Raw genomic sequence first — 14,258 nt, 5'->3', positions numbered from 1 at the left:
TTTATTGCGGTCGGCTGTGGGCGCAGCCCCCGGCTGATGAGGATCGGACGACTTTGGCCCCGGCCCGGCCTTCGAGGCCGGCGCGGTCGCGCCGAAGCTCACAGAAATCCCCCAGCCCGCGCCAGGGAACGCACCAGCGAAGCGCAATAAGTTCTTATCTCGTAGCGGCCGCCGGCCCCTCGTCCACTGCCCAGGGCGAAACGGGCCCCGACCACGAAGAGAAAGAGGCCCCTCATGGCATCGCTGTTTTCCCGCGCGAAGCGCACGAACAATTCCGCCGAAACGAATCCGGCGGACAACTCCCGCACCCTCCGCCCCTACCCCGCCGCGAACGAACACCCGGCACCGGCCACCGGCGCCGAAACGCGAACCTACGAGGGGCGCCCTCTCGACCGACCCGGGGAGGACATCGAGGATCAGGGCCTCGCGTTTGATGTCGCGACGCTGCTCGGGCGACGCAAGTTTCTCGGCGCCCTCGGGCTGGGGGCCGGCGCCGTCGCGCTCGCCGCGTGCTCGCCCGGTTCCTCGGGAGCCTCCGCCTCGGCGAGTTCGTCGAGCGCATCGGCCACGGGTGTCGCCGACACCACCTACACCGAGATGCCCACCGAGACTGCGGGTCCTTACCCCGGCGACGGCTCGAACGGCCCCGACGTCCTAGACATGACTGGCGTCGAGCGTAGCGACATCCGCTCCTCGATCGGAGGCGGCGCGACGGCCGAGGGCGTGCAGATCACGCTCGAGCTCAACATCATCGACATCGCCGGCGGGAACGTGCCGTTCACCGGCGCCGCCGTCTACGTCTGGCACTGCGACGCCGAGGGGAACTACTCGATGTACGGCGAGGGCATCGAGGACGAAACGTATCTACGCGGCGTGCAGATTGCCGGAGATGACGGCGTGGTGAGGTTCACCTCGATCATGCCCGGCTGCTACTCCGGCCGCTGGCCACACATCCACTTCGAGGTCTTCCCGGACAAGGCGTCGATCTCCGACGCGACGAACAACGTGTTGACCTCGCAGCTTGCGATCCCCGAGGACGTGGCGACGCAAGTTTATGCGTTGACCGGCTACACCGGGTCGGCGAGCAATCTTGCGAAGATCACGCTCGGCACCGACAACGTGTTCTCCGACGGATGGGACCAGCAGGTGGCGTCGGTTACCGGCGATGCGAGCTCCGGGTACACGGTGTCCATCGACGTGCCGATCGACACGACCACCGAGCAGGAGATGTCCGGCGGGATGCCGGGTGGCGGCGCGGGCGGGCCCGGCGGCGGCGGAACCCCGCCCGATGGAGAACCGGGCGCGGGCGGGCCGATGGGTGCGCCGCCCGGGCAGGATTCGGGCTCGGCAGGCGGCTCGACCGAAGCGGCGTAACTTCGCGGGCGTCCAGCCGGCACATCTAACGTCTCGAGCACACCGAAGCCCACGTACGCCTTTATCAAGACACTGTTCCTGGGCTGGATTTGCACGTCAGTCGGGGATCTCGATCGAGCCATTTTCGTCGACAGGAAACATCGGTGCATACGCTGTCTCCCACAAGTACCCGTCGAGATCGGCGAAATAGCCGGAGTATCCGCCCCATTCGGCGCGCTCTGCCGGCTTGACCAAACGTGCTCCGGCTTCGACGGCGAGCTGCAGCGCAGAATCGACTTCCGCCTCGCTTCCAAAGTTGAGCGCAAGCGTTATCCCCGAGAATCCTCGGGGCTCGACAGCCGGTAGACCCACGTCATCTGCAAGCTCGGTGTAGTCGAACAGACCAATCCAGGTACCCGAGGTACGGAACCATGTAATCCCCGCGGAAGGGTTTCCACGTTGTTCCCATCCGAGCGCTCGATAGAAGGACGCGCTGGTGCGTATGTCTTTCACCCCGAGCGTGACGATGGAAAAGTTCGGTGCAACACCCATGTCTGCATCATGGCACGGGAAATCGAAAAGCTGCGGTACAACGGAAATTCGCTGCACCGCGGCACGGGTCCGCGGCGCGCGGGCTACCCGAAGATGTGGCGGACGAGCTTCGGCCCGCCCTCGCGGAGCTTGCCGGCCTTGAGCGCGGTCGGGAGCAGCGTGGCCGCATTGAGACGTGAGGTCCAGTGGAGGCGTGCGGCACGGGCGGCCTTCTTCCAGCCGCGGTCGGCGAAGGTCTTCGCCTCGCCCGCGAAGAAGCGGGACTCCTCGGCGAAACGGCGGCCGTCGAGCGCGCGGACCGAGGAGTCCGACGCCGAATGGCGGCGGTACAGGAACGCGAGGGTCGGATCGATGACCATCTTGCCGCCGGCGGAAATCGTGTCGACCAGGAGGGCGAGGTCCTGCACGACGTCAAGACCCTCCCGGAAGCCGATCTGCCCGATCCACTCGGCATTCCACGCGAGCGACGGGAAGTACGTCCAGTTGCCGTGCATCAGCGAGACCATGAGGTCCTCACCGCCGAGTACCTTGCGGCCGTTCGGATTCGACAGCGGGGAGTTCCACGCCTTGACGGCGTCGGCGAGCGAATTCGCGGGTGCGCCGTTCTCGTCGATCACGGCGACACCGCATTCGAATACGGCGGCGTCAGGCTGCGCCGCGAAGCCATCGTGCACGGCCTGCAGGTAGCCGGGGAGCATGATGTCGTCCGCGCCCATCACGACCACCGTGGGCGCGGAGACCATGCCGAGACATTTGCGGTAATTGCCGTTCGCGCCGAGGTTGACCTCGTTCTTCTCGTACGTCACACGCGAATCCCGCGCCGCTATTTCGCCCATGTAGCGGGCGGGTTCGGGGTCCGGGAAGCCGTCGTCGACCACGATGAGTCGGAAGTCGGTGAAGCTCTGCGCCACGACGCTGTCGACGGCCTTCTTGAAGTGGTCGACGTCGCCGTAATACGGCAGCATCACATCGATGGACATGTAGTTTCCCGGTTCCCTTCTCCGCGTGGGCATGCGGGTGCTCACCCTACGCGTGTTCGGTCGTCGCACACTGTTGGTCCGCGCGTCCCCACCCTTTTCGTGGCAGCGACGCGTGGCCATGTGCACAATCTTGCACGCGGTGCGCGTCTTTTTGCCTCATTTGGCATAGTATCGACCCGAAATGAGCGGCGAGATTTCCCCGGGCAAAATTCCGGACACAGACAACAAGCGCGACGCGGGCAACCGCGACGTGTGGCTCGTGGTGCCCTGCTTCAACGAGGGCACGGTCATCGAGGACGTGCTCCGCGGCGCGCGAGAGACCTTCCCCAACATCGTGGCCGTCGACGATGGCTCGGCCGATGATTCCGCGGCCGCGATCCACGCCGCCGGCGCGCATCTCGTCCAGCATCCGGTGAATCTCGGGCAGGGCGCGGCCATCCAGACCGGCGTTGAATACGCTCGCGCCCAGCCAGGCGCGCAGTACTTCGTCACCTTCGACGCGGACGGCCAGCACCAGGTCAAGGACGTTCTCGCGATGGTCGAGCGTCTGCGCACCGAACCGCTCGACATCGTCGTCGGTACCCGCTTCGGCCGAGACCGCGACGATAGCGGCGATGACCAGGTCCCACTCATCAAGCGGATCGTGCTCAAGACCGTCGTGTTGCTCTCTCCGCGCACGCGCCGGCTTGGCCTCACCGACGCCCACAACGGGCTGCGCGTGTTCAACCGCACGGTCGCCGAGGGCCTCAACCTCCGCATGAACGGGATGTCGCACGCCAGCGAGTTTGTCGCGCTCATGGACTCGGAGGGCTGGCGCGTCGGCGAGCAGCCCGTCGACATCCTCTACACCGAATACTCGATGTCGAAGGGCCAGTCGCTGCTCAACGGCGTCAATATCCTCTCGGACGGTCTCGTCGGAAAGAGGCTGCCGTGATAGTCAAGATCCTGCTTCTCCTCGCCGGCGTCGGGCTGGTCGCGTTCTTCCTGTCGAACCGCCGCAAGGCGCGCGCGAAGGCCGGCGTCAAGATGGGCTTCGTCGTGTTTCTTCTCGGCGGCCTCTACGCGGTGATCCGCCCCGACGACCTCACGTGGCTCGCCAACCAGATCGGCATCGGTCGCGGCACCGACCTGCTGCTGTACATCCTCATCATGGCGTTCGCGTTCGTCACGGTCTCTACGTATGTTCGGTTCCGCGAGCAGGACCTGCGCTACGCGCGCCTCGCCCGCGCGGTCGCGCTGCAGAACGCGGTGCGTCCCGGCGAATCGATGCCCGGCGCATCTCCGTTCTCCGCGGCTCCCGCTTCCGCTCCCGACACAGGAACGGAGAACGTGCGCCCGTCCGACGGCCAGCCCGGCTCGTGACCTCACCCACGCGCTCCACCGACCGCTCGACCGCCGACCTCGGCGCGCGCCTTTCGTACATTGCCGGCGGCATCCGCGAGGCGCTCGGCGCAACGATTTCCGATGACGGCGGAGAGCGCCGCGCGCAGGTCGCCGAGTCCGGCCCCGAACCGGGCACGGCGCGCTCGCCGGAGGCCTGGCGCTCGCCGGAGGCCTGGCGCTCGCCGGAGGTCTGGCTGCGCCCGGTCGGCGCCGCGGCGGAGGCCGTCACCGCGCGGATCGACGCCCTCGCCGGAGAGCTCGACCCGCACGGCGAGGGCCACTTCCAACCGCCGCCGAGGGCCGAATACGCCACCGCGCGGGGCGCGCTCTTCGCGCCCGGCGGGCCGCTGCGACCGCTCGACATCCTCTCGGCCGAGCTCACCCGGTCCTGCGATCTGCTCGCCGTGGCCGCCACGCAGGCGGCGCAGTCCGGCGTCATCGAGCACCAAAGCCTCGAACGGGAGTTGCGCGGGCTGGAGCGCACCGTGTTGGCGCAGTCTGCGGCGCTGCACCTCGCGGCGACGGCGCTCGGGGAGCTCGCTGCGCATCAGCTCCGCCACGCGCGCACGCCCGAGGAGGCCGCCCGCGAGGGCGCCGCCGGGGCCGCCGGCGAGGCCGCCGCCGGGGCAGCCGGGTCCGATGCCGCCCCAGGTGGGCGCCCGGTGCAGAGCGCGCACCCGGCACGCGCTCTCGCTCGCCTCGCAGCGCCGCTGCTCGAATCGCTGTATGACGGCGCGCGGCCGTTTCCACCCATGCCGGCCGCGTTGCGCGACCTCGAGCCGGCGGCCACCGTTCACCTCGACCTTCCCGCGCGCGACCGCGTGATCGCGGTACTCGGCGACCCGGAGGCCACCGGCAACCTCGCCGGGCTCGACTGGGACACGCGCATCGCCGCCAACGCCATCGCGGTGCGTCGCGCGGCGCAGCGCGAGCGACTCGCCGGGCGTGGCGGGACGATCATCATCGACCGGCTGCATGCGATGGACCGGCTGCGCGCCGACCCGGTCAGCGGCGTGCCGTCGCGACGCCGGTTCGTCGCCTTCGATCCCACCGGGCCGGGGCAGATGGTCGAGCTCGTCGGTGATCCCGTCACGGCCGACGGCCTCGCGTTGTACGTACCCGGCACCGGCACCAACCTCGAGATGAGCCACGTGAACACCGAGGTCGCCGAGCATTTCGTCGCCGCCGGCGAGGGCCGTATCGCGACGCTCGTGTTCCTCGGCGGGCACTTCCCGCAGGACATGTGGATCGAGTCCGGCGACCCGGTGTTCACGCTCGCCATGGCGCCGCTGCTCGCCCGTTTCTCGCTCGATGTCCAGGCGCACCTCGCCACGCTCGGGCGCGGCGCGGACGCCGCCGCACCTGCGCGCCTGCCCGTCACCGCCATCGGCCATTCCTTCGGCGGCGGGGTCGTCGGCACCGCGGAAACGCTCGGGCTGTGGGCCGATCGGGTGATCTACGTGGCCAGCCCCAGCGCCGGAATCGACGTGCGCTCTGCTTCGCAGTGGCGCAACCGGGCGCCGGCGGTCCGCCGCTATTCGATCACCGTGCCCGGCGATCCCATCGAGCTCATGCAGATACGCAACGGGCTGCGCTACCCCGGCGCGAGCACCGCCGACATCATGGACGGCGTGCAGCGCCTGGATTCGGGATACTTCGACACCGGCGAGGTGATGTACGGCACGCGCGGGCACGGCGGCGTCTTCGACCGCTCCTCCGACGCGTTCTGGCAGATGGCCGAGGTCATCGTCGGCGGTGAGGTCGTCCCGTTCGTCGGCCGCTCGATCGTCGCGCGCGGCACGGCCGCGTGGCGCGAGTTCGACGGCCGCCTCCTGCGCACGGCCATCTCGCATATTCGCGCGCAGTTGTGGCGCGGCGATGGGGGTTCCGGCGCCGAGGCGCGCGACGAGCCCATCGTCGTCGCCGGCCCCGGGCAGCTCGTCGACAGAAAACTTTCGCGACAAAACCATCACACGGCGGACGAGGCAGGTCCGAGACCGTAGAATTCCCTGCGGAGCGTATCGATTCGGCGATGCGCGCGGCGCGGAAGACGAAGCGGGACCAGGTGAACAGCAAAGATTCAGGCACGTCGGACGAATCCCAGGAAGCCACAGAAGCGGACACCACGGGCGACACCTCGTCGGATGACGTCGGAGCCGGCGATCCCCCGGACTCCGCCTCCCCTGCCGAAGCAGGACCCGCCCCCGCGCCGGCGCGTTCCCGCGGCAATTCGAAGCTCGCGAACTTCGCGACGAATGCGGCGGTCGCACTCATCACCTTGGCCTCTGCCGGCGCTATCGGCCTCGGCATCTGGCTCGACCATTCCGGCTCCGACGAAGACGCGAACGCGACCGGCGAGGCGGAGCCCGTTGATGTCGCCGCAGTGTCGTCGTCCGAGGCCCCGACGTCCGAGAGCACGGCCGCAACCCCGACGTCATCCTCTGCACGCCCGAGCAGCTCGGCTCCGGCCGCCCCGGCCGCGCCCGCGTCGACGGTGACCTCGGTGGCCACCGAGGTCAACCAGGTGACCGTGACCCAGACCCCGCAGTCCGCGGCGCCGCAGACGGTGGTCCAGACCCAGACGCAGCAGGTGACGGTCGTTCGCGAGGTTCCGGTCACGGTCGAGGTCCCCGTCGGCGGTGGCGGCGGCCAAGGCGGCGGCAATCAGGGCACAGACGGCACGGAGCTCGGCGGCGGCCAGCCGAATCAGGGCGGCGGCGAAGGCGCGGTGCAGGCGCCCGGCGTCAACTAGCGGCCCGGGGCCTGCTGCCCGGTCGCCCGGCCTCCAGGGCCGACCCGTGGGATCGGCACACGCCGACTAGAGGTGCACGTCGTTGTAGGCGCGATCGTCCTCGATCGGTTCTATGTGCGAGGCGATGTGTGAGTCGGGGAGCCTGTCCCGTATCTCGGACTCGACCTTCTCGACGAGATCGTGTGCGCGTTCGACGCTCCACGAGCCGGGGACGAGGACGTGGAATTCGACGAATCGACGCACGCCCGATTCTCGGGTGCGGAGCTCGTGGAAGTCGACCTCTCCCGAGCGGCGATAACTGTCGAGCACTGCCTCGATCGCCTCGTTGTCCTCATCCGACAAGGTGGCGTCCATCAGTCCCATCGCCGATTCCCGGACCAGCCCGCCGCCGACGAACAAAATGTTGATTCCCACACCGATGGCGACGATCGGGTCGAGAGCCGACCACCCGGTAAGCCAGACGAGACCGACTCCGACCACCACACCGATAGAGGTTATGACGTCGGTGAGCAGGTGTTTCCCGTCGGCCGTGAGCGTCACCGAGCGATTTTTCCGTCCGGCGCGGATGAGCATCGTGCCCACGATGCCGTTGATGACCGACGCGATAATGGAGACGAGCAGACCGATGCCGAGTTGCTCGAGTTCCAGTGGATTGAGTAATCGCTCGACCGCGAGAACGATGATCGAGCCCGCGGCGACGAAAATCATCGCGCCCTCTACGCCCGCGGAAAAGTACTCGGCTTTGGAGTGCCCGAATTGGTGATCGTCGTCGGCCGGGCGTTCGGCGATCGTTATCGCGATCAGCGCGACGATCGAGGCAACGAGGTTGACCAGTGATTCGGCCGCATCGGACAGCAGCCCCACCGATCCGGTGAGCCACCACGCGCCCGCCTTCAGCACGATGGTCACCACCGATGCGGCAACCGAGAGCCACGCGAACTTCTTCAGAGTCGACACGTCGGGGAGTTTAGGCCTGTGCCTTCACAGTGCGCACCCTCACCCGGGCGATCGGTCCGAATGATGTGTGACTCAGGCGGACTGGGTCCCGGGCTCTCAAGGCGCCCACGCGTCGTCTAGTTCCCAGCCCATTGCGGCATCGGCGACGCGCCCCCACCACTTGGCTCCGGTGCACTACCGCTCGACTGTGTACCGTTCGGCTCCGGCGCACCACTGGTCGCCGGAGCGCCGCTCGGGGTCGAAGCGCCGCCGGGCGGCTGCGCAGGGCTCGGCGCCGACCCGCTACTCGGCACGGGCGCATCGCTCGGCGACTGTTCGGTTTCTCGCGTGTATTCCTGCGCGATACCCGGCGGGTGCGGGGAATCGGCAACCATCCGGTCGAGCTCTTGCTGTGAGAAGTGGGCGCGGACCGCGTAGATCCGGATTTGCCGGTCGGCGTAGATCATCTGCAGTCCGGGCGCGGTGAACGCGGCGAGCATCGCCTTGTTGAACGGCTGGTACCCCCAGTGCGGCGGCGGGCTCACGTACACATAGTTGACGTCCAGCCGGTCGATCGCATCGTCGGTCCACTTGAGCCGGCCCGCGAGATCGATGGTGTCGAGCAGCTGGTTCGTGCCGGTCTCGGTGAACGGCGGGTCGAGGTAGTGCCGGGAGATCGACGGCAGCCCGTTGGTCGCGTACATCCAGCCGCTGCCCTCGTTGGCGTTGGTGAGGATCGTCCCGTCGTACGCCTTCGGCTGCGTGGCAAGCCAATCGAACGCCCGCAGATCGTGGGTGTCGACGAGCTTGCCATATCGCTGCTCCGTAGCCGCCCGCTCGGCGAAGAGCGGCGCGGATTGCGCCGACCACACCGTCGTTCCGATGACCACGACGATGAGCACCGCGTACCTCATCGAACCGGCGCCCCGGCCATACGGATCGGTGATCGGATCGACGAGCTTTCCCATTTGGGATACGACCCAGTGGGCGAACGAGGCGATGCCGAGCCCGGCGCACGCGGCGACGATCACGGCGAGCACGACGCCCACGCGGCGCGGATCGTTGTAGTAGACGCTGCCGATGAGGTGGAACGCGTCGCCGACGACGTTGCCGATCGGCTGCATCGCGTTGACGCACACGACGATGAAGAACGCCCACAGCGCGAGCGCCCACACGATGCCGCGGCGGATAAGCACCAAGAGCCCGAGGAGCGCGATGGCGAGTACCACCCAGCGCACGCCGAAATCGCGGACGTGGCGCACCTGCAGCGAGATCGAGTCGACCCAGGTCATCCAGCGCGAGCCGCCGGTGGTGAACGAGAACGACGAAATGTCCTCCGCGTTTGCCGAGATCGACAGGAACTGCGGAATGAGCACGAGCATGCCGAGTATCGCCACCGTCGCGAGCGAGAGCAGATCCCTGAAGCGGCCACGGGTCGGTCGCCACAACGCTTCGAAGAGCCACCAGAAGATGACGATGAGCGCCGCCGTCACCAAGCCCGAAGGGTGCAGCCCGCCGACGCCGATGAGTGCGAGACCCGCGGGCAGGCACCACGCGGGGCGTCTCGTCGAGGCGATGATGATGAGCACGACCGCGCCGACGAGGCCTGCGGACAGCGCGCTGGGTGTCGCGGCGACGCGCATCTCGACGAACGGAAGGCCCGGGAACAGCGGGGTCATCAGCGCCGCTGCGGTGGCCGCCGTCGAGGCGAGCATGCGCCCCATGCGGCGCGCGCACATCACCCACGTGAAGGAGGCGACGCCGAGCGGGAACGCGATCGCGGCGGCGCCGATCTGGACGAGGTTGTACGTCTCTACGACGTTCGCACCGGTGAGGTTGTAGACGAGCGCGGCAATCGCATGCCAGGCGCTCGGATAGTACATCGGAGTGTGGGACTCCTGGTTGTGCAGCAGCCCGGCGTCCTCTGGCGAGGCGATCCCTGTCTCGGCGATAAAGCGCAGGTAGTTCGCGTGCCAGTGCGCGTCCCAGCCCTGGAACACGTTGGACAGCCCGCCCGTGGTGTGGACGAGCTGGTTGAGCACGAGCGTCGCGATGAGCCACGCGGACACGACGACCGCGAGGAACGGCGCGAGTTTCCAGATCCACGAGCGCCACCCGGTCACGTAGTCCGGATGATCGGACACCGCGGAGCGCGGATCCTTGCGGCGCGGCGACAGCTCGTCCTCGGCGAGTACGCCCTCCTCCCGGGCATGCCGCCTGCGCCGGCGCCCGGCCCCGCGGAACAGTCCGAACCGGCGGCCGCGGCCGAGGCGCAGGGGCCCGCGCACGATCGACCCGACAAGCCACACCACCACGGCCGCGATCAGCGCGGAGATGGCGTAGGTGAGCAGGTTCCAACGAATCTCCATCATCCCGAGCACGAAGCAGGAGATCGAGACGACGCCGTAGGACACGGGAATCGCGGCGACCAGCGCATAACCGACGCGCACCCCGCCGAGCAGGCAGATCACGAAGCCCGGGACGACGATCAACGCCGTGAGCGTGAGCATCACTGCAATTACGATCGGCTTGCCCCTTTCTTCTCGCCCGGCAACGCCACAGGGCGTCTAGACACTCCCACCATTATCGCTCTTGGCCCGCGCGCTGCGGCGCTCGGCCTGCGGTGTGCCGGAATGCTGCCCGGGTTAAATTCCCCTCACCGCACCGGACGTTACCGCGCCGCCGGTCACTTCGGGAGAAGTCCGCCGATCGGTCCCGAGGCGACGCACATGTCGCCAACCTCCGCGCTTGGTGCGACCCCGAGCGATTCCCCGTCGCCGGTGATGAGTACGGTCACCTGCCCGAGCCCCGCCGTGACGGGCACCGTTTCGGCCTCCCCGCTACCGAGTGAGAGATCGACGGTGCCTTCGGCGGAGGTGAAGTAGTTGAGCTGGACGACCCATTCGCGCTCGATGAGCGGGCCGTCGAGCGGGATCTGCGCCGGACCGGATCCCGCGGGGATCCGCGTCCCGCAGCCCTCTTCTGGCCCCTGCGCTATGTGACGCAGCTCGAGCATCTCGGTCTCGCGCGGGCGCCCGTCATCGCCGAGGAGCACGGGGTCGGTCGCCCAGTTTCGGATCTCCGGGTACCCGGGTACACCGTCGACGAGCCGGGAGAGCATGTGGTTCGGCGCGACCACCGGAAGCAACACATCGAGCGCCACTGCCTGGTCGGGGAGCGGATTTCCCTCCCCTCGCTCGGCGGCGGTATCGCGCAGTCCCGCGAAGTAGTCCCGCGAGGGCTGCTCGCTCCAGGACCGCGCATACGACACATGTGTGACGGCGGACGAGGCGATCAGCAGGACCGCAGCCACCGCCGCGCCGACTCGCCACGCGGGAGCGCGGGCCACGTCGGCACCGGTCGCGCTGCGCTTCCCGGGGAAAGTCGCGATGAGCGTCGCGCACAACGCGATGAGCACGGAGAGCTCGGAAACATGGCGCATCGTGTTCGCGACGACCGCGGCGGTTTCCGGGCCCGAGCGAGCGAAGGCCAGCGCGAGCGCCGGCGCGATCGGGTACGCGGCGACGGGCATCCACAGCCACGCCCCAGCGCCCTTCCGTAGATAGGTGAACGCGAGCACCGCGGCGGCAACGGCGACGCCCGCGGCGATCGCAAGGGCCGAGGGGTCCGCGAACGGCGGGCCCGGGTGCCACCGGTCCCACTGCCACGGGCCGCCGGCCAGCGCCGGCAGCACGACGTCAACGTAGGTGCTCTTGAGCGCCTCGCCGACCCCGGGCAGGGACGGTTCGTTCGGCGGCGTCAGGTCTTGGCCGCTCGTAGCGACGAAGTAGACGATCACGCCGATCCCGGTGGCGATAATCGGAGGCACCAGCGCGCGCACCCATGCTCCCGGCTTATCGGCCCCGCGTCCGGCGAACATCATCGCCAAAAGCACGAGCACCCCTGCGGGCACGATGAACAAGGCGCGCTCGGTAAAGCAGCCGCCGGCAACCACGGCTACGGCGGCGACCGCAGCGTCCCGCCCCGGGTGGGCGGCGTTGCCGTAGACGGCGCGGACGATGTGAGCGACGCCGAGCGCCAGCGCCGCGTGCAGCGGAAGAGCGTTGAGAGAGGCCGCGACCCAGGTGCCGGCCGGCAGAACGAGTGGGGCGAAGCCGTAGAGCGCGAGCGGAACGGCGACGGCCGCCGCGCTCACCGATGCACCGCGCAGCGCGGCGAGGATCCACAGCGCCCGACCGACGGCGGCCAGCGCGACCGCGTGCAACAACGCCACCACGGCCACGGCCGCGGCCCAGTTCAGCGGCGCCGCGTGCGCAAGCAGCCATTCGATGATCCACGCGCCGGGCATCACGTGCCCGTCGTGCACGCGCAGCAGCAGCGCGAACGGATTCGATTCGGTCTTGGTCGTGGCGTAGAGCGAAAGATCGTCCCAATAGAACCAGCCGACCGCCGTCACTACGCAGCGCACCACCCACGCAGCGACCGCGACGGCCACGCAGGCGCCGAGGGCCGTCCCGGGCAGGCGGCGGGTGCGGGCGGCGGGAGGGGTGGGTGCGGAAGTTATGGCGGGCTCCATTCGCGGGGCGGATCGGCGGGGGCGTGCGCATCGGGCTTCGCGCCGACGTTACCGGGGCGATCGACGGCAACGGCTGCGCGCCCTGAGTGCATAGGCAACCATGTCCCGGGCGCCGACGCGAATACGCGCTACTCCCCTGTTCCTACTACTGCGTAGGATTTTGCCATGGAATTCTCATCCCCCGCCTCCCAGCTGTCGGCCGCCCGGCGTCTTTCCAACTTCTCCGAGCTGCGCGAATCACCGACGACATGGGATCTCGTCGTCATCGGCGGCGGGGTCACGGGCGCAGGCACCGCGCTCGACGCGGCGTCCCGCGGCATGTCGGTGCTCCTCGTCGAGGCGCACGACCTCGCCTTCGGGACCTCACGGTGGTCGTCGAAGCTCGCACACGGCGGACTCCGCTACCTCAGCACGGGTCACGCGGGGGTCGCGCTGCGCAGCGCCGCCGAGCGCGGGATTCTCATGGAACGTACCGCGCCGCACCTCACCCGGGCGCTGAGCCAGGTCGTGCCGCTCCTCGATTCGCTGAGCCTCGCGCAGCGCACGCTCCCGGGGCTCGGTTTCCTCGCCGGCGACATGCTGCGCCGCGCCTCGGGCACCAGCTCGGAGACGCTCCCGCGTCCGCGCTTCCTGCGCCCGGCGGAGGTGCAGCGGCTGTGCCCGACGGTCGAGACGAAGGGCCTGCGCGGCGGTTTGCTCAACGTCGACGGCCAACTCGTCGACGATGCCCGGCTCGTCACCGCCCTCGCACGCACCGCCGCCGGCTACGGCGCCACCGTGCTCACCTATGCGCGGGCGAGCGCCGCGACGGGCGAGTCCGTCGAGTTGCGCGACGAACTGGACCCGGGCGCCGAGCCGGTCACCGTGGCGGCGCGCGCCGTCGTCAACGCGACCGGGGTGTGGGCCGGGGAGCTCCAGTCCGACATTCGCGTGCGACCCTCCCGCGGCACCCACGTCGTCGTGCGCTCGGAGAAGCTCGGCAATCCCGAAGGCGCACTCACGGTGCCCGTACCCGGCTCGACCAGCCGTTATTGCTTCGTTCTTCCGCAGGAGCTGGGCCGCTGCTTCATCGGTCTCACCGACGTCGACCAGCCGGGCGAGATCCCGGATGTGCCCGACGCGCCCGAGGACGATGTCCAGTGGGTGCTCGATGTCGTCAACCGCGGGCTCGGCACAAAACTCACAATGGATGACGTCGCCGGTGCTTATGCCGGACTCCGGCCGCTGATCTCCATGGAGGGAGACGGCGACGACACCTCCGACCTCTCCCGCGACCACGCGATCCTCACTTCCGAAAACGGGCTCATCACCGTGACCGGCGGGAAGCTCACCGAATATCGGCTCATGGCCGAGGAAACCGTGGACAAGGTCATCGAGCGGATCGGCGGCGGCCCCGGCCGCTTCCACGAATGCGCGACCAAGAACCTACCGCTCGTGGGCGCTCCCGGTAATCCGGCGTTCGCCAAGGTCAGCGGCGCCGACCTCATCGGCTACCCGGCGTCGATGGTGCGCCGCTTCGGCCGCGAGACCCCCACGGTGGTTCGCTCCGCGACCTGCGACCGGCCACTGGACAACGTCGCCGAGGGTATCGACATCACGCGCGCCGAGTTCGAGTTCGCCATCCGCAGCGAGGGCGTCGCAACGGTGGCCGATCTGCTCGACCGCCGCTTCCGCCTCGGCCTCATCCCAGATGATCGCGCCGCCGCCGAGCCGGCCGCGAACGAGCTGCTCATCCTCGCGGGCATCGAACCCAAGTAGGGACTCG

At 68.9% G+C, this 14,258-nt stretch carries 11 protein-coding genes; 6 read left to right on the top strand and 5 right to left on the bottom strand.

What is annotated here, in order from left to right; all coding sequences use genetic code 11:
* The first annotated feature begins 234 nt into the window (after positions 1-234).
* The gene (locus BJL86_RS02955; RefSeq protein WP_082908724.1) at positions 235-1,374 is read left to right on the top strand and encodes an intradiol ring-cleavage dioxygenase; all 1,140 of its coding nucleotides are present in this window, start codon (positions 235-237) and stop codon (positions 1,372-1,374) included.
* 96 nt (positions 1,375-1,470) lie between these two features.
* Here the strand turns inward: BJL86_RS02955 and BJL86_RS02950 are convergent, their stop codons facing one another.
* Both BJL86_RS02950 and BJL86_RS02945 read right to left on the bottom strand, forming a co-directional pair.
* Positions 1,471-1,905, bottom strand: a complete 435-nt coding sequence (locus tag BJL86_RS02950; RefSeq protein WP_067478100.1) for a VOC family protein — start codon at positions 1,903-1,905, stop codon at positions 1,471-1,473.
* Positions 1,906-1,988: 83 nt separating this feature from the next.
* On the bottom strand, positions 1,989-2,885 hold the full coding sequence (locus tag BJL86_RS02945; RefSeq protein WP_067478102.1) for a glycosyltransferase family 2 protein: 897 nt from the start codon (positions 2,883-2,885) through the stop codon (positions 1,989-1,991).
* A 181-nt stretch (positions 2,886-3,066) separates the two neighbouring features.
* Between BJL86_RS02945 and BJL86_RS02940 the strand changes: the two genes are divergently transcribed.
* From BJL86_RS02940 to BJL86_RS02925, 4 genes are all read left to right on the top strand, one after another.
* The gene (locus BJL86_RS02940; protein ID WP_067478106.1) at positions 3,067-3,819 is read left to right on the top strand and encodes a glycosyltransferase family 2 protein; all 753 of its coding nucleotides are present in this window, start codon (positions 3,067-3,069) and stop codon (positions 3,817-3,819) included.
* The gene (locus BJL86_RS02935) at positions 3,819-4,247 is read left to right on the top strand and encodes a DUF2304 domain-containing protein (RefSeq protein ID WP_067478118.1); all 429 of its coding nucleotides are present in this window, start codon (positions 3,819-3,821) and stop codon (positions 4,245-4,247) included. The genes BJL86_RS02940 and BJL86_RS02935 overlap by 1 nt, the downstream gene beginning before the upstream one ends.
* On the top strand, positions 4,244-6,271 hold the full coding sequence (locus tag BJL86_RS02930; protein ID WP_075844809.1) for an alpha/beta hydrolase: 2,028 nt from the start codon (positions 4,244-4,246) through the stop codon (positions 6,269-6,271). The genes BJL86_RS02935 and BJL86_RS02930 overlap by 4 nt, the downstream gene beginning before the upstream one ends.
* A 62-nt stretch (positions 6,272-6,333) precedes the next feature.
* A complete protein-coding gene (locus BJL86_RS02925; protein WP_156515388.1) occupies positions 6,334-7,020 on the top strand; it encodes a hypothetical protein in 687 nt (228 codons plus the stop codon).
* Positions 7,021-7,086: 66 nt separating this feature from the next.
* Here the strand turns inward: BJL86_RS02925 and BJL86_RS02920 are convergent, their stop codons facing one another.
* The 3 genes from BJL86_RS02920 to BJL86_RS02910 form a co-directional block, all read right to left on the bottom strand.
* Positions 7,087-7,977, bottom strand: coding sequence for a cation diffusion facilitator family transporter (locus BJL86_RS02920; RefSeq protein ID WP_067476489.1), 891 nt, complete (start codon positions 7,975-7,977; stop codon positions 7,087-7,089).
* Between the two features lie 116 nt (positions 7,978-8,093).
* A complete protein-coding gene (locus BJL86_RS02915) occupies positions 8,094-10,466 on the bottom strand; it encodes a DUF6541 family protein (RefSeq protein ID WP_067476492.1) in 2,373 nt (790 codons plus the stop codon).
* Positions 10,467-10,642: 176 nt separating this feature from the next.
* Positions 10,643-12,493 carry a hypothetical protein gene (locus BJL86_RS02910; RefSeq protein WP_083657615.1) on the bottom strand — a complete coding sequence of 617 codons (1,851 nt, stop codon included), beginning with the start codon at positions 12,491-12,493 and terminating at the stop codon, positions 10,643-10,645.
* A 165-nt stretch (positions 12,494-12,658) separates the two neighbouring features.
* Between BJL86_RS02910 and BJL86_RS02905 the strand changes: the two genes are divergently transcribed.
* Positions 12,659-14,251 (top strand): glycerol-3-phosphate dehydrogenase/oxidase, encoded by a 1,593-nt coding sequence (locus BJL86_RS02905; RefSeq protein ID WP_067476362.1) that lies wholly within the window; start codon positions 12,659-12,661, stop codon positions 14,249-14,251.
* Positions 14,252-14,258: the final 7 nt, after the last annotated feature.

It is taken from the genome of Dietzia timorensis, assembly GCF_001659785.1.
In the GTDB taxonomy this organism is placed as follows: domain Bacteria; phylum Actinomycetota; class Actinomycetes; order Mycobacteriales; family Mycobacteriaceae; genus Dietzia; species Dietzia timorensis.
The sequence above is the reverse complement of the archived record's forward strand: the minus strand, read 5'-3'. Positions and strand labels throughout refer to the sequence as shown.